The organism is Pseudomonas sp. SDO55104_S430, assembly GCF_054070595.1.
Genome location: NZ_JBSVXG010000004.1, coordinates 46214 through 69033 on the forward strand (window position 1 = coordinate 46214; position 22820 = coordinate 69033).

Below are 22820 nucleotides of genomic sequence, written 5' to 3' on the forward strand. Positions count from 1 at the left end.
AGCGGCGCCCCTCAGCGCAACCAGCGTAGCCACCTTTGCCCGGTTTTCCAGGTGGTAAACGCCCTTTTGCTGGACTGAAAAAGATAAAAAAGGATGCACCCGGATGACATCAATCGAACCCCTCAGCGTGCGTTCCGAAGCCTTGTCCCCTGCTCCAGTCGTCGACCATTCGTCGACGCTGCCGGTGTTGGTCGAGGGCAAACCGGGACAGTCGATCCACGATCTGGACGCCTGGATTCGCGCCACTCTGGATCAGGCGCTGACCACCGTTGGCGGCGTCCTTTTTCGCGGCTTCAACGTGCCCACCCCAATCGATTTCAAGCGTTTCGCCGCCAGCTTCGGCGCGCCGCTGGCCAGTTACGAATTCGGCTCCACGCCGCGCAGCAAAGTGTTCGCCGGGGTCTACAGCTCCACCGAATATCCGGCCCACCAGTTCATCCCCCTGCACAACGAACAGGCCTACACCCGGCCCTGGCCTTCGCGCATCTGGTTCCACTGCATCAAGGCCAGCGAGACGGGCGGCGAGACGCCGATTGCCGACAGCCGCCTGATCTACCAGCGCATGCCTGCCGAAATCCGCGAGATGTTCGAAAGCCGCGAGCTTCTATATGTGCGCAACTACAGCGGCGCGCTGGACCTGCCATGGCAGAAAGTCTTCAACACCGAAGACCGCGCCCAGGTCGAGCGTTACTGCCAGGACAACGACATCCAGTGGGAATGGAAAGCCGACGGCGAATTGCGCACCCGCCAGCGTTGCGCGGCGGTGCTGCAGCATCCCGATACCGGCGAATGGGTGTGGTTCAACCAGGCGCACCTCTTTCATGTCTCGGCCATCGAACCGTCCGTGCGCGAAAGTCTCCTGGCTGTGGTGGGCGAAGAAAACCTGCCACGCCACGTGTACTTCGGCGACGGCTCGGCCATTCCCGATGCGGTGCTCGACACCGTGCGCGAGGTCTATCGCCAGACCGCCATCAGCTTCCCGTGGCAGCCCGGCGACGTCCTGATGCTCGACAACCGACTGGTCGCTCACGGCCGTAATCCTTACACCGGTGACCGCAAAGTCATCGTTGCCATGGCGTGAATTGCACATGTTTTCTTTTGAACACTGGATCGAAGTGCTGGAAACCAACGCCCGGCATTTTCCACAGCGCGCGGCCCTGCACTTTTTGCCCGATGGCGTCGAGATCGGCGAAACCCTGACCTTCGCCCAACTGCACGAACAGAGCCAGTCGCTCGCGGCGGCCTTGCAGGCGCGTTACGCGCCGGGTGACCGGGTCCTGTTGATGCTGCCCAGCAGCCTCGACTACGCCCGCGCCTTCTGCGCCTGCCAGTACGCCGGGCTGATTGCCGTGCCGCTGTTTCCTCCACCGTCGCGCAAACCGCGTCACCTGGATCGCGTGCGCAATGTGGTGGTGGATGCAGAGCCCGCGCTGATCCTGGCCCCGGCCGATCATTGCGACAACCTGCGCGAACTGGTCGAAGGCCGGGTCGATGTGTCGACGGTCGAGGACCTCGGCATGCCGCCTGCCAGCGAGTGGAAACGCCCGGACATCGACGGCGCGACCGTATCCTTTCTGCAATACACCTCCGGTTCCACCGGCACGCCCAAGGGCGTCGAAGTGCGCCAGCGCAACCTGATCGCCAACGTCGAACTGATGCGTCAGGCCTATGGCTTCGATGAACACGGTGCCATGGTCAACTGGCTGCCGCTGTACCACGACATGGGCCTGATCGGCGGCATGCTCGCGCCGCTCTATAGCGGCATGCCGTGCTACCTGATCGCCTCGCAGACGTTCGTCAACGCACCGTCCACCTGGCTCCAGGCCCTGAGCCGTTATCGCGCCACCGCCAGCTTCGCGCCGAATTTCGCCTACGCCCTGTGCAACCGCGTGGTCAGCGACAACCTGATCGCCCAGCTCGACCTGAGCGCCTGGCAACACGCGATCAACGGCGCCGAGCCGATTCACCCCGGCACCCTCGATACTTTCGCCCAGCGCTTTGCCGCCTGCGGCCTCAACCCGCTGGCGATCAGCCCCGGTTACGGCCAGGCCGAAGCGACCCTGTGCGTCAGCGCCACCCCAGCCGATGCCCTGCCGGTGGTGCTGCGCCTGGACAAAGCCGTGCTGGAAAGCGGTCGCGTGGCCCTGGCGGCAGACGATGCCCCGGCCGTGGAATTCGTTGCCTGCGGTTACCCGCAAGCCCTGCACAGCATCGCCATCGTCAATCCGCACAACCACGAACGCTGCGACGCCGATCAGGTCGGCGAAGTCTGGCTGCAAGGCCCGAGCAACGCCGAGTCCTACTGGAAGAATCCCGAAGCCAGCCGCGAGGCCTTCGAGGCCTGCATCGTTGGCGAAGAGGGCCACTACCTGCGCTCCGGTGACCTGGGTTTCATGCACGAAGGCCAGTTGGTGATCTGCGGGCGGGTCAAGGATCTGCTGATCCTCAACGGTCGCAACCTGTATCCCCACGACATCGAATTCGCCATCACCGACGCCGAGCCGGGCATCCGCACCGGGCGCATCGCCGCGTTCTCGGAAATGGACCCGGTGCTGGGCCGCGAGAAGCTGGTGATCGTCGCCGAGCCGCATCGCAAATACGTCAAGCCGGCGCAGCATCCGGCGCTGTTCGCGTCGATGCAAAGCGCCGTGCGTGAAGCCGCCGACTGCGGCATCGACCAGATCGTGCTGGTGGAAGCCGGCACCATTCCGATGACCACCAGCGGCAAGATCGCCCGCCAGGGTTCGCGCAAGCAATTGGCCGCGGGCACCTTGAGCATCATTGCCCAGTACGGTGGCGCGACGGTCGACGACGCCGAACAGATCGAGCGCGCACAACTGCTGGAACGTGTTGCCCTGGGCGATGAAAGCGCCCTGCCCGCTTGCCGCCAGTGGCTCAAGCAGACCCTGCGCGAGGTCAATCCGTACATGGCGGTGGACTTCGACCACAGCCTGATCAGCCTCGGCCTGGACTCGATTGCCGTGGCCGACTTTGCTGCCCGTCTGCACCGGGATCTTGGGTTGAACCTCGACACTCAGCGTCTGTTCGGTGAACAGACGCTGGCCGATTGGGCTCAGGCATTGCTGGATTTCCTCACCGAAACCGCGCCGCAAGCCACGGCCTCGACCGAAGACTCCGGCGTCGACAAGGATCACGGCCGCCAGTCCTTCGCCCAGAGCCGTCTGTGGTTCCTGCGTCAACTCGATCCCACCGACACCCGCCATAACCTGGTGCTGCATCTGCGTCTGGAAGGCACGCTGGACACCGAAGCACTGGCCTCAAGACTCAACGCCCTGATCGACCGTCACAGCGTGCTGCGCACCGTGTATCAGGACGACGTCGCCGGACCGCAACAGCGAATCCTACCGGCAACAGCGGTGCCGCTAACCCTGCACGATTTGCGCGATCAGCCGTCCGACATCCAGCAAAAAGCCCTCGCCGAGCGTCTGGCCGAAGAACACGCCACCCCTGTCGATCTGCAAAACGGCCCGTTGCTGCGCGCCGTCTTGCTCAGCCGCGACGACCAGCAACACGACCTTTTGCTGACCCTGCACCACATCGCCTTCGACGGTCGTTCGACGCAACTGTTGCTGGCTGAACTGGCGGGCGCCAACACGGCAGAACGTCCGCAGCAGTATCTGGATTTCGCCCGCTGGGAAGCCGCTCACTGGAGCGCCGAACGCATCGCCGCCGAACAACAGTTCTGGCACGAGCATCTGGCGAACGTGCCGCAAACCCTGGCCCTGGGTGGCAGCGGAAAAAATCCGGGCGAGCACCACCTCAACTTCACCCTGCCCCAGGCCGCTTGCGAGCCGCTGACCGCACTGGCCCGCGAGCAAGGCATGACCCTGTTCATGCTGTTGCTGGCCAGCTATCAACTGGTGATCCGGCACATCGGCGGCCAGCAGCAGTTCCTGCTGGGCACCGACGTCAGCGGCCGGCCACTGGCGGCGCACAACGACGTCATCGGTTTCTTCGTCAACCAGCTGACCCTGCGTTGCGACCTGAGCGGCGAACCGACCCTGGCCGGTTTCTTCGCTCAAGTGCGTGACGAGGCTCGACTGGCTTATGCCCACCAGGGCCTGCCGTTCGATCTGGTGGTCTCGGCCCTGGCGCCGCAACGTCGCGCCGGTCACTCGCCGCTGTTCCAGGTCAAGCTCAACTACCAGCCATCACGGGTGAACCCGACCGCCATCGCCGGCGCGCACATGTCTTCGCTGGTATCGGCCCAGGATCCGGGGGATTTCCATCTGGTGCTGGACCTGACCCACGGCAGCGCGGGCATCGAGGCGAACCTTAAATTCCGCGGCGAGTTTTTCGATCAGGACCGCGCCCTGCGCCTGCAACACCTGTGGACGCTGCTGCTGGGCGAAGCCCGTGATCTGCTGGACTTGCCGTTGCCGGCACTGGCCGAACGCCTCGAAGCCTGGGATCAGGCGTTCCAGCGTGAACGCCAGCAGTCCCAGGCCTCGGCCGGCCGCGCCCAGATGCTGCAAACCAAACGTCGCTCAATGCCCCTCTAACCGAGTTGGATGCCTTTATGTCTATCGTGCCCCCACCGTCTCGCGCCCTCGGCGGCGTGCGACGCAAAGCCATGAACGTCTCGGAACGGCAACTGGTCAGCGAGCGCCTGTTGAACCCGGATCACGCCCTGCCGCTGGTGATCGAGCCTGCGGTGGCGGGCGTGGATCTGGTTGCCTGGGCGGCCAGCGAACGGGAAAACCTGGAGAAGAAACTGCTGCAATACGGCGCCCTGCTGTTTCGCGGCTTTTCCGTGCAGTCGGTGGAGCAGTTCGATCAGGTGATCGCCGCGCTCTCCCCCGGCGCCCTGGAATACATGTTCCGCGCCTCGCCGCGCACCCGGGTCGGCGGCAACATCTACACCTCGACCGATTACCCGGCCGACCAGATGATTTTTCCGCACAACGAACACTCCTATTCCCCGCGTTTTCCGTTGCGTCTGTTCTTCTACTGCCACCTGCCGTCCGAGACCGGCGGCGAAACCCCGATCGGCTCGACCCGCGCGGTGAAGGCCGGCATCAGCCCGGAGATCGAAGCGCGTTTCCGGGAAAAAGGCGTGATGTACGTGCGCAACTACGGTGACGGTTTTGGCTTGCCGTGGCAGAGCGTGTTCCAGTCCGAGGACCGCGCCGAGGTGGAGGCCTACTGCGCCAGCGTCGGCATCGAAGTGGAGTGGAAAGACAATAACCGCCTGCGCACCCGCCAGCGTGGGCCCGCCGTGGTCCGTCACCCGAGGACCGGCGAAGAAGTCTGGTTCAACCACGCCACGTTCTTCCACATCAGCACCCTGCCGCCGAGCATTCGCGATTCACTGCAAAGCAACTTCGGCGATATCGACCTGCCCACCAACACCTTCTACGGCGACGGCGAGGCCATCGAGCCACACGTCCTTCAATCCCTGCGGGCCGCCTACCTCGATTCACTGGTGCGGTTCAGCTGGCAACAGGGCGATGTGCTGTTTATCGACAACATGCTCGCGGTCCATGGCCGCGAACCCTTCACTGGCAAGCGCGCGATCATGACCGGCATGGCGGAAGCCCTGCTGTCGAGTGACGTAGCGGTCTGATTTTTCAACGGGTGTCTTTTCAGTTGATCACACAACTTTCTGCCGGCGTCAGCCGGTGGGTTGGCGTGGCGCTGTCCGCACCCTGGTTCAAGCCCCTTTTTCAGTCGAGTTGAACATGAGCGGACTCCAAGGTTTTCGTATCTCGCCACAGCAGGCGTCGGTTTATCAGTACACCAACGGCGTCGCCGAACACCCATTGAGCTGCCGCTTGCAGTGGTCGGTCGCCTCGCCCGTCACCGTCGACGTGCTCAATCAACGCCTGCGCGCCCTGGTCGCCGACAGTGAAATCCTGCGCACTCGCCTGACACCCGTGCCGGGCCTGCGCTTTCCGGTGCAGGTGATTCACGACAGCGTCGAGTTGCCGGTCGCGGTGCAGGATTTGCGTGGCCAGGACCAGAACCAGCAAAACGCCGCCCTCAACCACCTGGCCACACAGGCGCGGGACTGGACGCTGCCGCTGGCGGTGACCTTGGTACAACTGTCGGACACGCAAGCGGTGCTCGACCTGGCCGGCGCCAGCAGCCACTTCGACCTGGGTAGCCTGAAACTGCTGGCGATCGCGCTGCTGCAAGACGGCAATCCGGCACTCACCGAAGCCCTGCAATACGCCGACTACGCCGAATGGCGCTGGAGCCTGACCGAAGACGAGCCGGATCATCCGGGGGTGAATTTCTGGAAGCCGCTGGCCGAGAGCGAACAGCCGGCCCTGCAACTGTCGCTGGAATCCCCGTCGGGTGAGGGTTTTGCGCCGCAGCGCGTTGACCTGACGTTGCCACCCATCCTTGCCGCCGATCCGGCCCTGACCTCGAACCTGATGCTCACCGCCTGGGCCGCCCTGCTCAGCCGTCTCGCCGGGCAACAGCAGGTCGCACTGACCGTCATCCACGAAAGCCGCGGCCCGGAACTGGAGAACGCCCTGGGCCTGTTTGAACAGTGCCTGCCGGTGCGCTTCGATCTGGACCCGCAAACCAGCCTGCTGGAACAGAGCAAGAGCATCGCCGCCAGCGTCGAACTCGGCGCCGGCTGGCAGGACTACTACACCCACGACCTCAATGGCGGTTATGGCTTCGCCTGGCGTCAGGCCGATGTCCGCGAACGACACGCCAGCGCCGTGCTGAACCCGGTCAAAGCCTGCCTGAACGTGCAGCAGAGCACGGACGCCATCCAGGCCCACCTGATTTACGACCGCAATGCCTTGAGCGCCAACGCCGCCGCGTGCCTGGGCGAACAATGGCTGCAACTGCTGCAAGGCGCGCTGGCCGAGCCGCAACTGCGCTGGGCGCAACTGCCACTGAGCGGCCCGCTGCAAGTGCGGACCATCGACAACGCGCCGACCCAGCCTGCGATTGAACCGGTCACGCTGGTGGAACTGATTGCCCGTCAGGTGCAGCAACAACCCAACGCCATCGCCCTGAGTGACAAGGACGGTGACCTCAGCTACGCCACCCTCGACGCCTGCGCCACACACCTGGCTCATCAATTGCGCGAGGCCGGCATCGATGCCGGTGTACCGGTGGGCATCCTGTTTGCCCGTGGCAACGCCGCCATCGTCGCGATGCTCGCGGTGCTGAAAGCCGGTGGCGCCTACGTGCCGGTCGACCCGACCTACCCGGCGGACCGCCGCGCCTACATGCTCGCCGACAGCGCCATCGCCCATATCGTGGTCAGCGCCGAACTGGCCGACAGCGTGCCGGCCAGCCTGCAACGCTTCGTGCTCGACGACCTGTCGGTGCCCGATAACAGCGCCCTCTCGCCGCTGCCTTTGCCCAAGGCCGAGGATCTGGCTTACCTGATCTACACCTCCGGCTCCACCGGCGCACCGAAAGCCGTGGAAATCAGCCACGGCGCCCTGAGCTATTCGACCCAGGTGCGCATGGCCGCCTACGCCACGCCGGTGCGCGCCTACCTGCTGCTGTCGTCGTTCGCCTTCGACAGTTCGGTAGCGGGGATTTTCTGGACCCTGGCCCAGGGCGGCCGCCTGGTGCTGCCGGCCACCGGTGAAGAACTGGAAATGCCACGCCTGGCGCAGCTGATCGCGCAGCATCGGGTCAGCCACGGCCTGTCGCTGCCGTCGCTGTATCAGGCCCTGCTCGACCAGCTGCAACGCAACGCCGACAGCGCCAGCCTGGAATGCTGGATCGTCGCCGGCGAAGCCTGCCCGCCCGCGTTGATCGCCCAGCACAGCCAGGCCTTGCCGAACACGAAGCTGGTCAACGAATACGGCCCCACCGAAGCCACGGTCTGGGCCAGCTTCGAAGTGCTCGACCCGAGCCGCGCCCTGAGCATCGGCCGACCGATTGCCGGCATGGACCTGCGGGTGCTGAACGAACACGAAGCCGCCTGCGGCGTCGGCGAGCCGGGGGAAATCGTCCTCGCTGGCCCGACCCTGGCCCGGGGTTATCGCAACAAACCGGAAGAAACCGCCAAGGCCTTCGTGACCCTGGCCGACGGCACCCGCGCCTACCGCACCGGCGATCTGGCCTGCTGGCTGGCGGACGGTCGCCTGGCGTTCCTCGGACGCAAGGACCATCAGGTCAAGTTGCGCGGCTACCGCATCGAGCTCGGTGAAATCGAGCGCCAGCTGTGCAGCCACAGTGACGTGCGCGAAGCGGCGGTGATCGTCCAGGAACACGCCGCCGGCAAGCGCCTGCTGGCCTATGTGCTGGCGGCCCACGGTTATGCGCCGGACTCGGACGCGATCAAGGGTTTCCTCGGCGAGCGCCTGCCGTCGTACATGGTCCCGGCCCGTGTGCTGACCCTGGCGAGCTTCCCTCGCACGCCCAACGGCAAGCTCGACCTGCGCCAGCTGCCCGACCCGGACCAGTTCGACGAAAGCGCCTTCGTAGCCCCGCGCAACGCGATGGAAAGCACCCTGCACGCAATCGTCGCCAAAGTCCTGAAGCTTGAAACCGTGAGCGTCACCGAGAATTTTTTCGCCATCGGCGGCGACTCGATCCTCAGCCTGCAAGTGGTGGCCCAGGCCCATGAGCAAGGCATCGCCCTGTCCGCCAAGCACGTGTTCGAAGGCCAGACCATCGCCGCCATGGCCGAAGTCGCCCAACTGGTGACCGCCGAGAACGCGAAGCCCGAAGCTGAAAGCACCGCGTTCAGCGCCTCGGGCCTGTCCGATGACGAGATGCAGGCATTGATGGCCGAGCTCGACGAAAACGAATTCTGACCCGCCGCTGCCTTTGCCGCGCCGTCGCCCCTTTTTTGCAGGACGTTTTTGATGACCACCGAAAAGAACAACAGCAACCCGATCGAAGACATTTACCCGCTGTCGCCGTTGCAGCAAGGCATGCTGTTCCACTCCCTGCTGCACGAAGATTCCGGCGTGTACCTGATGCAGGACCGCTACCGCATCGGCGGGGCCATCGACGAAGCGGCGTTCCTCGAGTCCTGGCGTCAAGTGGTGGCGCTGCACCCTTCCCTGCGCGCCTCGTTTCAATGGAAGACCCAGAAGCAGCCGGTGCAGGTGATCCACCGCGAGGTCAAGGTGCCGCTGGACACCATCGACCTGCGTGGCCTCACGGCGGATGAGCAGGAAGCGCGAATCCGCACCCTGCTGGCGGACGAGCAGAAGGTGGGCTTCAACCTGTCCAAGCCGCCGCTGATTCGCTTTCGTCTGGTGCGCCTGGGCGATGAGTCCTACGAATTCATCCGCAGCTTCCACCACATCCTCATGGACGCCTGGTGCATCTCGCTGGTGACGGTGGACTTCCTCAAGGTCTACGAAGCGTTGTGCAATGACCGCGAGCCGCAGCTCAAGGCACCGCGTCCGTTCCGCGATTACATCCAGTGGCTGCAGCGCCAGGACGCGGGCAAGGCCGAGCAGTTCTGGCGCGGCCAGTTGCAGGGACTCAACGCTCCAACGCCGCTGACCGTGGACAACGGTGCGACCCGCGACCGCTACACCGATGCGGTGCTGGTGGACGATCAACTGGTGCGTCTGAGCGAACAGGAAACCCAGGCCCTGGCGACGTTCTGCCGGAGCAACCGCATCACCCCGAACACCTTCTTCCAGGGCGCCTGGTCGCTGCTGCTGTCCCGCTACAGCGGCCAGCGCGACGTGCTGTTCGGCGTCACCGTGGCCGGCCGTCCGGCGGAGCTGACCGGCGTGGCCGAGATGATCGGCCTGTTCATCAACACCCTGCCGCTGCGGATGTCGGTGGACCCGGACGCGAACCTCGGCCTATGGCTGAGCGCATTGCAGGGGCTCAACGTCGACATGCGCGACTACGAGCACACCCCGCTGACCGACATTCAGGGCTGGAGTGATTTCCCGCGGGGCGAAACCCTGTTCGACAGCATCCTGGTGTTCGAGAACGCGCCGATCGACGAACAGATTCTGGAAGGCGGTTTCCAGTTCAGCCTCGACGGCATGGACCACAGCGTGCACACCCACTACGGCCTGACCGTGGTGATCCTGCCGGAAACCGAGCTGGGCATTCGCGTGTCCTACGACCGCGAGCGTTTCGACGCCGCCGCCGTGCAGCGCCTGCTCGGGCATCTGACCAGTCTGGTGCGCGGCATGCTCGGCGCACCGAACGCGAAGCTGGGCAGCTTCGAACTGCTGGCCAGCGACGAGCGCCAACAGTTGCTCGGCGAATGGGCGGTCAACCCTCACGAATTCCCGCTGGATAAAAACTACGCACAGCTGTTCGCCGAACAGGTGGCCCAGCGCGGCGATCAGGTGGCCGCGATCTGCGACGGCGAGTCCCTGACCTACACCGAACTGGATCGCCGTGCCAACCGTCTGGCCCACGCCCTGCGTGAAGCCGGTGCCGGCGAGGATCAATTGGTGGCGCTGGTGGCCCCGCGCGGCCTGCCGTTGCTGACCATGATGATTGCGGTGTTCAAGGCTGGCGCGGCGATGCTGCCGCTGGAAGTCAATCATCCGCCGGAGCGTCTGCGGGAAATCCTCAAGCTGTCCCGGGCGCCATTGCTGGTGGCCAGCGAAGGTTGCAGCGGCTTGCTCGATCAACTGCTCAGCGGCCTGGATCAGGCGCCGAACGCGCTGTTCGCCGAAGCCTGCTGGCAGGCCGGCAACGATGCTCCGCTGCCACTGCTCGGCGGTCCGGACAGTCTGGCCTACGTGCTGTTCACCTCGGGTTCGACCGGTACGCCCAAGGGCGTGATGATCGAACAACGGGGCATGCTCAATAACATCTTCGGCAAGGTGCCGGCCCTGGGCCTGAGCGCCGACGACCGCATCCCGCAGACCGCCTCGGTGGCCTTCGACATTTCCGTGTGGCAGTTCCTCGCCGCGCCGGTGCTGGGCGCCACGGTGCAGATCCTCCCCGACGAAGTGGCCCACGACCCGCAACGCCTGCTGCAAGTGCTGGCCAGCGAACGCCTGAGCGTGCTGGAAATCGTCCCGAGCCTGATGCGCACCCTGCTTGCGCTGTGCCCGTGCGGCCTGCAACTGCCGGACCTGCGCTGGGTACTGCCCACCGGTGAGGCCCTGCCGCCGACCGTGGCCCGGGACTGGTTCGCACGTTTCCCGGGCATCGCCCTGATGAACGCCTACGGCCCGGCCGAATGCGCCGACGACGTGGCCTTCCAGCCGATCTTTGAAGCGCCGGACGCCGACGTCAGCCACATGCCCATCGGCCAACCGACCGCCAATAACCGCCTGTACGTGCTGGACGAAGCCCTGCGCCCGGTGCCGGTGGGCGTGGCCGGGGAAATCTGCGTCGGGGGTGTCGGCGTCGGCCGTGGCTACCTGCACGATCCGCAACGCACCGCTGATGCCTTCATCGATCATCCGACCTTGGACGGGCGCATCTACCGCACTGGTGACCTGGGCCGCTGGCGCGCCGATGGCGTGATCGAATACCTCGGTCGTCGCGACCAGCAGGTCAAGCTGCGCGGCCATCGAATCGAACTGACTGAGATCGAACACCGTCTGGCCCAGCACCCCAACGTGCGCGAGGCCGCGGTATTGCTGCGCGAGAACAGCGTCGGCGAAGCCTGGCTGGTGGCTTACTGGTCCGCCCATGACGAGAGCTTGGGCAGCGAAGGCCTGAGCGAACACCTGCGCGGGCAACTGCCGCCGTACATGGTGCCGGCGGCGTTCGTCTGCCTGGAGCGCCTGCCGCTCAATGCCAACGGCAAGGTCGACCGCAAGGCCCTGGCCGCCCAGGAGCTGAACTGGCAGGCCGAAACCGAAGAAAGCATCGCCCCGCGCAACGAGCTGGAAGCGGCCGTGGCCAAGGTTTGGGCCGACGTGCTGGGTCGCGACAACGTGGGCGTCGAAGACAACTTCTTCACCCTCGGCGGTCACTCGCTGCTGGCCACGCAGATTGTTGCGCGACTACGAGCACACTTCAAACTGGAGCTGCCGCTGCGGGTGCTGTTCGAACAGCCGACCGTGGCCCTGCTGGCGCTGGCGATCGCCGCGCGCCAGGCCCAGGCCGCCGCGCCGCAATCGGCCACCAGCCAGGGCCCGAAAGCCCTGCCACGCCCGGCCTTGCTGCCGCTGTCGTTCTCGCAGCAGCGCCTGTGGTTCATCGAACAACTGACGCCGGGCACCACGCTGTTCAACATCCCGTTCGCCCTGCAACTCAAGGGCGAGCTGAACGTCGAAGCCCTGCACGCCAGCCTCAACGACCTGCTGGCGCGCCATGAAATCCTCCGTACCGGCATCCGCAGCGCCGATGGCGTGCCGTGCCAGCACATCAGCGCGACACTGAGCATCGAGTTGCCGTTCGACGATCTGTCGGGTCTCGCCACCACGGCCCGCGAAGGCGCGCAATTCAACGCCCTGCAAGAGACCTTCGAGCAACCTTTCGACCTGAGCCATCCGCCGCTGCTGCGCGCCCGCCTGCTGCGCCTGGCACCGGACGAGCACGTGCTGGGCATCGCCCTGCATCACCTGGTGTCCGACGCCTGGTCCGCGACCATCGCTCTGCGCGAACTGGCCCTGGGCTACGAAGCCCGCTGCAACGGCAAGGCCGCCGAGCTGCCGGCGTTGCCGGTGCAATACGCCGACTTCGCCCTGTGGCAGCGCGAACACCTGCAAGGCGCGGAACTCAAGCGCCAGCTCGACTACTGGACCACCACCCTGGACCGCAGCAACAGCGACAGCAGCCCGTTGCTGGCGCTGCCAACCGATCTGGCGCGGCCATCGGTGCAGAGCTACCGCGCCGGCATCGTCCAGCGTGAGCTGAGCAGCGACCTCAGCGCCCGGGTCCAGGCCTTCGCCAGCCGTCTGGGCACCACGCCGTTCACCGTGCTGTTCGCAGGCTTTGCCGTGCTGATGAACCGCTTGAGCGGCGATGCCACGGTGCTGATCGGCACCCCGGTGACCCACCGTGAACAACCGGGCACCGAAGGCCTGCTCGGCATCCTGCTGAACAACCTGGCCATTCGCGCCGACTTCGCACCGCAAGCCGATTTCACTGCCCTGGTGGAGCAAGTGGCCAAGCGTCTACGCGAAGGCCTGCAACATCAGGACCTGCCGTTCGAGCAACTGGTCGACAGCCTGCAACTGCCGCGCAGCCTCAGCCACGCGCCGCTGTATCAAGTGATGGTGGCCCAGCAACTGGCGATGGAATCGCGCCTGCGCTTCCCGGGCCTGGATTTCGAAGCCCTCGACACTCCGATCAAGCAGTCCGAATGCGACCTGGACCTGCACGTGCTGTGCCCGGCCAATGCGCCGATCCAGCTGGAGCTGATGTTCGCCCTTGACCTGTTCGTTGCCGACAGCGCGCGCCAGACCCTGGCCCGTCTGGAGCACCTGCTGGAACAGATGCTCGCCGAACCGCAACGCCCGGTGGCGGCCCTGCCGTTGCTGATGGCGGAGGAATGGCAGCGCACCGTGGTCGAGTGGAACCGCACCGAGATGCAGGTGCCGCAGCACCTGACCTTCGCTCAGCTGTTCGAACAACAGGCCGAGCGCACCCCGGATCGCGACGCCCTGACGTTCGAAGGCCAAAGCCTGAGCTACGCCGAACTCAATCGCCGGGCCAACCAGGTCGCCCATTACCTGCGCGCGCAGGGAGTGGTGGCCAACAGTCCGGTGGCGCTGTGTGTCGAGCGTTCGCTGGAACTGCTGGTGGGTCTGCTGGGCATTCTCAAGTCCGGTGGCGCCTATGTGCCGCTGGACCCGACCTACCCGGTGGATCGCCTGGCCTACATGCTCGAAGACGCGCAACCGGCGCTGTTCCTCGGCCAGCAAGGGCTGCTGGAGCAACTGGGCGTCGGGCTGCCACGTCTGCGCCTGGACAGCGATGCCGCGCTGTTCGCCGATCAGCCGGACGACAACCTGCCGCCCGTGGCCGGTCCCGACGATCTGGCCTACATCATGTACACCTCCGGTTCCACCGGTAAGCCCAAGGGCACCCTGGTCACCAACGGTTCGGTGGTCAACCTGGCGTGGGCGCGTATCCACGGCCTGTACCGTCGCTACACCGACCAGCCGATGCGTACCAGCTTCAACTACTCGTTCGCCTTCGACAGCTCGGTGGCCGAGCTCATCCTGCTGCTCGACGGCCACAGCCTGTACCTGACCCCGGAAGAAGTGCGCTACGACCCGCAAGCCCTGGCGCAATTCTTCAGTGACACGCGCCTGGACGCCTTCGAATGCACCCCGGCGCAACTCAAGGCTCTGCTGGAAACTGACGGCGTGCGCCGTGGCGAGGTGTACCTGCCGCGCTTCGTGCTGTTCGGTGGCGATGCGGTGGACGCACAGCTCTGGCAGCGCCTGCCGTCGATTGCCGGCAGCCGCTTCTTCAACACCTACGGCCCGACCGAATGCACCGTGGACGCCACCGGTTGCGCGGTGAATGACTTCCCGGCCCGGCCGATCATCGGTCGCCCGATCGCCAACGTGCGCACCTACGTGCTCGACGCCTGGCTGAACCCGATGCCGGTGGGCGTGCCGGGCGAGCTGCACATCGGCGGTGCCGGCGTGACCCTGGGTTACCTGAACCGTGCCGAACAGACCGCCAAGGTGTTCATCGAGGATCCGTTCTCGTCAGTGCCCGGCGCGCGCATGTACAAGTCCGGCGACCTGGTGCGCTGGCTGCCGAACGGCCAGCTCGAATACCTGGGGCGCATGGACCATCAGGTGAAGATTCGTGGTTTCCGTGTCGAGCTGGGGGAAATCGAAGCCCTGATCGGCGCCCAGCCCGGCGTGCGTCAATCGGTGGTGCTGGCCCGTGAAGACGTACCCGGCGACAAGCGTCTGGTGGCCTACGTCACCTGCGATGCCCAGGCCGATATCGACGGCTGGCGCAAGGCAATCGGCGCCGCCCTGCCCGACTACATGGTGCCATCGGCCTTCGTGGTGCTCGACGAGCTGCCGCTGACCGACAACGGCAAACTCAACCGCAAGGCCCTGCCGGCCCCGGACATCCAGACCGCACCGGACGCCCAGGACCCGCCGCGCACCGTTGCCGAGCAGCAACTGGCGGCGCTGTGGTCCGAACTGCTGAACGTGCCGCTGACCCAGATCGGTCGCGACAGTCACTTCTTCTACCTGGGTGGTCATTCGCTGCTGGCGGCGGTGCTGTTTGCCCGTCTGCGTCAGCAGTTCGCCACGGTGCCGGCGCTGCGCTCGGTGTTCGAGCATCCGACCCTGGAAGCGTTGGCCGCATTGCTGGGCGAACCGCTGCAAGCCCCGGCCGCGACCTGGGCCAAGGCCGAACGTCCGGCGCGCCTGCCGCTATCGTTTGAACAGCAACGCCTGTGGTTCCTCGAACAACTGAGCGCGGGGGGCGGCGAGTACAACGTGGTCAGCGCGGTGCAGTTCGATGGCGAGCTGAACCTGTCGGCCCTGCAAGCCGCGCTGAATGCACTGGTCGCGCGGCATGAAAGCCTGCGCAGCCGCATCGTGCGTGATGCCGAAGGTGAACTGGCGCTGGTCATCGAGCCGCAAGCCGAGGTCACCCTGCGTCTGGCGCCGTTGGATGCCGCGAGCAATGAGGCTTGGCAACAGCTGACCGACGTGGCGATCCACGCCGAGACCGGTCACCGTTTCGATCTGGCCAACGATCTTCCACTGCGCGCCACGCTGATCCAGCGCAGCGGCCAGCCTCAGGCGCTGTTGCTGCTCAACGTGCACCACTGCGCCACCGATGACGCCTCCAGCCAGAACCTGCTGGATGAACTGGCGCAGCTTTACACCGCGCAGTGCCAGGGTTCGGTGGCCGAACTGCCGAACCTCGCCCTGCAATACCCGGACTACGCGCTGTGGCAGCGTGAACCGGCGCAGCAGGCCTTGTTCGGCGAGCAGTTGAACTACTGGCGCACACAGCTGGAGGATGGCGATTACCTGCTGGACCTGCCGACCCGTCAGGCCCGCCCGAATCAGCTCGACCCGGTCGCCGGTGCCGTACAACTGCAATTGCCGAAAGAGCTGGCGAACCGTTTGCGTCAGTTCGCCCAGCAACGCGGCGCCACCCTGTACATGCTGATGCTCAGCGCCGCGCAGTTGCTGCTGGGGCGTCATGCCAACCAGCGCGACGTGCGTTTCGGCAGCCCGGTGGCCCAGCGTCCGCTGGCCGAGCTGCAGCCTCTGATCGGCTGCTTCGTCAACACCGTGGTGATGCGCAGCGATCTGGACCCGGCACTGGATTTCGAAGGCCTGCTCAGCCAGGTCCGCGACCGCGTGCTCGATGCCCAGCAGCATCAGGACGTGCCGTTCGATCAAGTGGTCGAAGCCCTCAATCCATCCCGCAGCCTGGCGCAGACACCGCTGTTCCAGGTGCTGTTCGTGATGCAGAACGCCGACGCCTCGGCCAGCCAGTGGCCGCAGTTGCAGGTGCATGAACGCGCCGTGACCGCGCAATCCACCAAGTACGATTTGAACTGGGAAGTGCATGACGGCGAGGTGCTGTCGGTGCTGCTCGAATACCGTGCCGCGCTGTTCAGCGAGAGCACCGTGAAAGGTTGGCTGGACCAGTGGCAGCAGTTGCTGGAAGCCATGCTCGATGCGCCGCAGACGCGTCTGGGTGATTGGTCGCCGTTGACCGAAACCCAGCGTCAGCAGCAGTTGATCGAGTGGAATGCCACCGAGCGTTTGTACCCGGGCCCGACCAACCTGCATACAGCCTTGAGTCAGCAGGCGGCCTTGACGCCAAACGCTCCGGCACTGGTGTTCGAAGGCCAGCGTCTGAGCTATGCCGAACTGGATCAGCGGGCGCAGCAACTGGCCCGTGCCCTGCGCGCTCAAGGCATCGGTCGCGACAGCATCGTGCCGGTGTGCATGGAGCGTTCGGTGGAAATGGTCGTCGCCCTGCTCGGCATCGTGCATGCCGGTGCGGCGTGGTTGCCGTTGGATCCTGAGTTGCCGGCGGCGCGTCTGGCGTTCCTGATTGGGGATGCCGATGCGAAGGTGACGTTGACCCAAGCGCAATGGCTGTCGCGTCTGCCAGCCGGGCATACCGCCTGGACCCTGGATTCCCTGCCACAAGCACCTGTTGGCGAGCCGTTGACCGTTGATGCGGGTGATCTGGCCTACGTGCTCTACACCTCCGGTTCCACCGGCCAACCAAAAGGCGTGATGAACGAACACGGCGCCCTGATGAACCGCATCTACTGGATGCAGGACGCCTTCCCGATTGGTCCGAACGACCGCGTATTGCAGAAGACGCCGTACAGCTTCGACGTCTCGGTATGGGAGTTCTTCTGGCCGCTGATCACCGGCGCCACGTTGGTCGTCGCCCGTCCAGACGGCCATCGCGACCCGGCTTACCTCAGCCAGCTGATCCAGCAGGAACAGGTCACCACCCTGCACTTCGTGCCCTCGATGCTGCGCGCCTTCGTTGAAGAGCCGAGCCTGAAGAACTGCCACAGCCTGCGTCAGGTGTTCGCCAGCGGTGAAGCGCTGCCGGCGGATCTGGTGCGGCGTTTCATGGGTCAGCACCCGGCAGCGCTGGTCAACCTGTACGGCCCGACTGAAGCGGCCATCGACGTGTCGGTATGGCGCTGCTCGATGGATGACCTGATCGTGCCGATCGGCAAACCGATCGCCAACCTGCGCCTGTACATCCTCGACGCGGCCATGCAGCCTTTGCCAATCGGCAGCATCGGCGAGCTGTACATCGGCGGGGTCGGCGTGGCCCGTGGTTACCTGAAACGTCCGGACCTGACCGAGGAACGCTTCCTCGCCAGCCCGTTCATCCCAGGTGATCGCCTGTACCGCACCGGCGACCGTTGCCGCTTCCTCGCCGATGGCAACATCGAATACCTCGGCCGTCTCGACCATCAGGTGAAGCTGCGTGGCCAGCGTATCGAACTGGGTGAAATCGATGCCGAGTTGCTGAACCAGCCGGGCGTGCGCGATGCCGCGACCCTGCTGCTGGATCAACGTCTGGTGAGCTTCTGGTGCGGTACCGCCGAGGAAAGCGCACTGCGCGCAGCCTTGAACGACAACCTGCCAACGCACATGGTGCCAAGCCTGCTGGTGCAACTGGACAGCCTGCCGCTCAACAGCAACGGCAAGCTCGACCGCAAGGCACTGGCTGCCACGGCGCTGCCGGACATCCGTGGCGAGCGTGCACAGGTCGCACCGCGCAACGTCACCGAGACCGTGCTCTGCGAGCTGTTCAGCGAACTGCTCGAATGCGGCCCGGTAGGCATCGAGGATCACTTCTTCCAGCTCGGCGGTCATTCCCTGCTGGCGACCCGTCTGGTGGCACGAGTGCGTGAACGTCTAAACGCTTCGCTGCCGCTGGCGCTGGTGTTCGCCCAACCGACGGTGGCGGCCCTGGCCGGTCACCTGCAGACGGCCACACCGGGCGAGTTGATCAGCCAACAACCACGGCCAGAGCGTTTGCCGCTGGGGCTGGCGCAACAGCGCTTCTGGATGCTCAGCCGCCTGGTGCCGGAATCCCGCGAATACCACATGCCGTTTGCCCTGACTCTGCGCGGCGAACTCGACGCCAATGCGTTGCACAAAGCGTTCGAACAGATCAGCCAGCGGCATCTGGTCCTGCGCAGCCGCATCGTCGAAATCGAAGACGAAGCGCAGCTGCTGATCGACGATCACGGCCCAGCGCTGGCCATCACCGAAGTCAGCGCCCAGGACTGGACCTCGGCCTGCGCCGACGCCGAAACCGCGCTGATGGCGCCGTTCGATCTGGCCAAGGCCGCCCCTTGGCGCGCGCACCTGCTGCAACGCCAGGACAGCGACGAAAACCGCCTGCTGGTGTGCCTGCACCACAGCGCCACCGACGGCTGGGCCATGCAGTTGCTGATCGACGAACTGAGCGAGGCCTACAGTGCCAACCTGCGCGGACAGGCGCCGGACTGGACCGCGCTGGAGATCGACTACGTCGACTTCGCCCTGTGGCAGCAGCACCCGGACACCCAGGCCCGCCGCAGCGCCAGCCTGGACTACTGGAAAAACCATCTGGGCCAGGACGACTACCAGCTCGACCTGCCGCTGGACCGCCCGCGCGGCGCCGAAGCGGATCGTCGTGCCGGGCAGTTGACCCTGCGTCTAGGTAGCGAGCGCGCCGCGGCCATTCGCCAGTTCGCCCGGCAACGCGGCACCACCGCCTATGTGGTGCTGGCCAGCGCCCTGAGCGCCCTGCTCGCCCGCTACAGCGGCCAGCGCGAGATTCGCCTCGGCACCCCGGCCGACCAGCGCGAACAGCCGCAGACCCAGGCGCTGCTGGCGTGTCTTGTGAACACTTTGGTGATCCGCAGCGAGATCGACCAGCAGGCCCCGGCGGCACAACTGCTGACCAGCCTGGAAGCCGATCTGCGCGCGGCCCAGGCCCACGCCGACCTGCCGTTCGCCACGCTGGTGGGTGCCGTGGCCCAGCTCCGCGACCTGAACCGCACGCCGCTGTTCCAGGTGCTGTTCTCCCTCAACCACGGACGCCTGGACAGCCGTCAGTGGTCGGGGCTGAACATCGAGGAACAGATGCTGCCGGTGATCGACGCCAAGTTCGAACAGAGCTGGGAAGTGCAGGACGACGGCAGCGACATGACCCTCGCCCTCGAATACCAGGCGGCGCTGTTTGATCAGCGCACGATGCAGCGCTGGAGCGAGCAATGGTGCGCCCTGCTCGACGCGCTGGTGGCTGCCCCCGAGCGCTCGCTGGTGGAGCTGTTCCCGCAGCAGCAGGATCAGCAGCAACTGGATCGCTGGAATGCCACCGAGCGTCTGTATCCGGGCCCGACCAATCTGCACACGGCTTTGAGCCAGCAGGCGGCACTGACGCCGAATGCTCCGGCACTGGTGTTCGAAGGCCAGCGCCTGAGCTATGCCGAGCTGGATCAACGGGCGCAACAACTGGCCCGTGCCCTGCGCGCTCAAGGCATCGGTCGCGACAGCATCGTGCCGGTGTGCATGGAGCGCTCCGTGGAGATGGTCGTCGCCCTGCTCGGCATCGTGCATGCCGGTGCGGCGTGGTTGCCGCTGGATCCGGAGTTGCCGGCAGCGCGTCTGGCGCTCCTGATCGGGGATGCCGATGCGCAGGTGACGTTGAGCCAAGCGCAATGGCTGTCGCGTCTGCCGGTCGGGCACACCGCCTGGACCCTCGACAAGTTGCCTGAGGCGCCTGTTGGCGAGCCTTTGACTGTTGATGCAGGCGATCTGGCCTACGTGCTCTACACCTCCGGTTCCACCGGGCAACCCAAGGGCGTGATGAACGAACACGGTGCCCTGATGAACCGCATCTACTGGATGCAGGACGCCTTCCCGATTGGCCCGAACGACCGCGTATTGCAGAAGACGCCGTACAGCTTCGACGTGTCGGTGTGGGAATTCTTCTGGCCGCTGATCACCGGCGCCACGCTGGTCGTCGCCCGTCCGGACGGCCATCGCGACCCGGCTTACCTCAGTCAGCTGATCCAGCAGGAACAGGTGACCACCCTGCACTTCGTGCCTTCGATGCTGCGCGCCTTCGTCGAAGAGCCGAGCCTGAAAAACTGCCACAGCCTGCGTCAGGTCTTCGCCAGCGGCGAAGCGCTGCCGGCGGATCTGGTGCGGCGCTTCATGGGCCAACACCCGGCGGCACTGGTCAACCTGTACGGCCCGACTGAAGCGGCCATCGACGTGTCGGTATGGCGTTGCTCGATGGATGACGTGATCGTGCCGATCGGTAAACCGATCGCCAACCTGCGCCTGTACATCCTCGACGCCGCCATGCAGCCATTGCCAATCGGCAGCATCGGCGAGCTGTACATCGGCGGTGTCGGCGTGGCCCGTGGCTACCTGAAACGCCCGGAGCTGACCAAGGAACGTTTCCTCGCCAGCCCGTTCATCGCGGGCGATCGCCTGTACCGCACCGGCGACCGTTGCCGCTTCCTGGCCGACGGCAACATCGAATACCTCGGCCGTCTCGACCATCAGGTGAAACTGCGTGGCCAGCGTATCGAGCTGGGTGAAATCGATGCCGCACTGCTCAATCAGCCCGCCATCACCGGCGCCTGCACACTGGTGCTGGATAACCGTCTGATCGCGTTCTACAGCAGCAACGCCCCGCAATCGGACCTGGGCGCACTGCTCAGCGCCGAATTGCCGGCCTACATGGTGCCGGCGGTGTGGGTTGAAGTGCCGGCCCTGCCGCTGACCACCAACGGCAAGATCGATCGCAAGGCCCTGGCGGCGATGCCATTGCCGCAAAGCCAGGAAGCCCGCGTCGCTCCGCGCAACGAACTGGAAGCCTTGCTTTGCCAGCTGTTCGGCGAATTGCTGAGTGACATGCTGAGCAGCGGCCGCGAGGTCGGCACCACGGACAGCTTCTTCGCCCTGGGCGGTGATTCGATCCTTGGCTTGAAATTGATTTCGCGCCTGCGGGAACAGGGTTACTCGCTCACGCCAAAAGACCTGTTCCGCTCGCCGACCCCGGCAGCCCTGGCCCAGGTGGCCAGCCCGTTGCTGACTCTGGCCGAACAGGGCGACGTCACCGGCAGCCTGCCGTTGATGCCGCTGCACCAGTGGTTCTTCGACCTGCAGCAACCGCAAGCGGCGTACTGGAACCAGTCGGTGCTGGCCGACAGCGACCGTCGTCTGGAGCCGGCGTTGGTGCAGGCGACCCTGAATCGTCTGGTGGCGCACCACGACGCCCTGCGCCTGCAGTTCAACCAGGTCGATGGCCAATGGCAGGCGCAGATCGCGCCCGTTTCGCCAGCCCGATTTACCGTCTGCGATCAGCCCGAGCAACTGCAACAGGTCGCCGAAAGCCTGAACCTGCAACAAGGGCCGCTGTTCGCCGCCGCCCTGCTGCAAGGCGAACCGCAACGCCTGTACCTCGTCGCCCATCACCTGGTGGTCGATGCGGTGTCCTGGACGCCGTTGCTGGAAGACTTCCAGCAGCTGTACCAGGGCCTGGAACGCGGCGAGCACCCGACGCTGCCGGCGAAAACCACCTCCTACAAGCAATGGGCCGAGCACCTGCGCGCCCACTGCGACAAGGTCGGCGCCGAACAGCGCTACTGGAACGCCCAGACCGCCGCGAACCCGGCCCCGATGGCCCCGCTGGCCACGGTCGCCGAGCGCCAGACCCTGTCCGCCCGCTGGGACGCCACGCGCACCCAGCAATGGCTGACCGAATCCCACGCCGCCTACCGCACGCAACCGGAAGAGCTGCTGATCGCCGCCCTCGCCGCGACCCTGGCGCAAGCCGAGAATCTCGAGGAAATCGTCGTCGATCTGGAGCGCCACGGCCGCGATGCGCCGTTCGAAGGCCTGGACGTCAGCCGCACCGTCGGCTGGTTCACCACCCTGTTCCCGCTGCGGGTGAAATCCAGCGGTGCCCCGGCCGAGCGCGTGCGCGAGGCCAAGGAAGCCCTGCGCGCCGTACCGGGCAATGGCCTGGGCCACGGCCTGCTGCGCCAGCGCGGTGAGTTGCCTGCGAGCCGTGGCGATGTGCTGTTCAACTACCTGGGGCACGAGCAAACGCCCGAGGGCTGGTTGCGCGCCAGCAGCTTGAAAGCCCCGGCGGAAGTGGCCGCGATCAACAAGGTCAGCCACGGCCGTGAAGTGGTGGCCTGGCTCCAGGATGGCGTGCTGCACATCGAATGGCACAGCGTCACGCCGGATACCGACAGCCGCCTGCCGGCGCGCCTGCTGGAACATTTGCAGGCGCTGGTCGCCCATTGCCTGGATCCGCAGTCCGGCGCACTGATGCCGTCGGACTTCCCGCTGGCCAAGGGCATGAACCAGAAGTCCCTGGACATGTTGCTGAGCAAGCTCAAGACCAAACCGAATCCCCAAAGCTAGCGGGCGAGCCGGCGCGTGGGTGGAAGTCGACCCACGCGCCCCTGCCTT

General features: G+C 65.6%; 5 protein-coding genes. All 5 read left to right on the forward strand.

Annotation, left to right across the window (positions count from 1 at the left end; translation table 11 throughout):
• The first annotated feature begins 103 nt into the window (after positions 1–103).
• Positions 104–1081 (forward strand): TauD/TfdA family dioxygenase, encoded by a 978-nt coding sequence (locus ACW9JE_RS01490; protein WP_457431631.1) that lies wholly within the window; start codon positions 104–106, stop codon positions 1079–1081.
• 7 nt (positions 1082–1088) lie between these two features.
• The gene (locus ACW9JE_RS01495) at positions 1089–4523 is read left to right on the forward strand and encodes a condensation domain-containing protein (RefSeq protein WP_457431632.1); all 3435 of its coding nucleotides are present in this window, start codon (positions 1089–1091) and stop codon (positions 4521–4523) included.
• Positions 4524–4540: 17 nt separating this feature from the next.
• Positions 4541–5587, forward strand: a complete 1047-nt coding sequence (locus tag ACW9JE_RS01500; protein WP_457431633.1) for a TauD/TfdA family dioxygenase — start codon at positions 4541–4543, stop codon at positions 5585–5587.
• Between the two features lie 115 nt (positions 5588–5702).
• Positions 5703–8765, forward strand: coding sequence for a non-ribosomal peptide synthetase (locus ACW9JE_RS01505; RefSeq protein WP_457431634.1), 3063 nt, complete (start codon positions 5703–5705; stop codon positions 8763–8765).
• A 51-nt stretch (positions 8766–8816) separates the two neighbouring features.
• Entirely contained in the window at positions 8817–22772 is a 13956-nt protein-coding gene (locus tag ACW9JE_RS01510; RefSeq protein ID WP_457431635.1) for a non-ribosomal peptide synthase/polyketide synthase, read from the forward strand.
• Positions 22773–22820 lie beyond the last annotated feature (48 nt).

Bases quoted from the DNA above. Each gene is read 5' to 3' on its own strand.
- ACW9JE_RS01490 (WP_457431631.1), top strand. From the start codon at position 104: ATGACATCAATCGAACCCCTCAGCGTGCGTTCCGAAGCCTTGTCCCCT.
- ACW9JE_RS01500 (WP_457431633.1), top strand. From the start codon at position 4,541: ATGTCTATCGTGCCCCCACCGTCTCGCGCCCTCGGCGGCGTGCGACGC.
- ACW9JE_RS01495 (WP_457431632.1), top strand. From the start codon at position 1,089: ATGTTTTCTTTTGAACACTGGATCGAAGTGCTGGAAACCAACGCCCGG.
- ACW9JE_RS01510 (WP_457431635.1), top strand. From the start codon at position 8,817: ATGACCACCGAAAAGAACAACAGCAACCCGATCGAAGACATTTACCCG.
- ACW9JE_RS01505 (WP_457431634.1), top strand. From the start codon at position 5,703: ATGAGCGGACTCCAAGGTTTTCGTATCTCGCCACAGCAGGCGTCGGTT.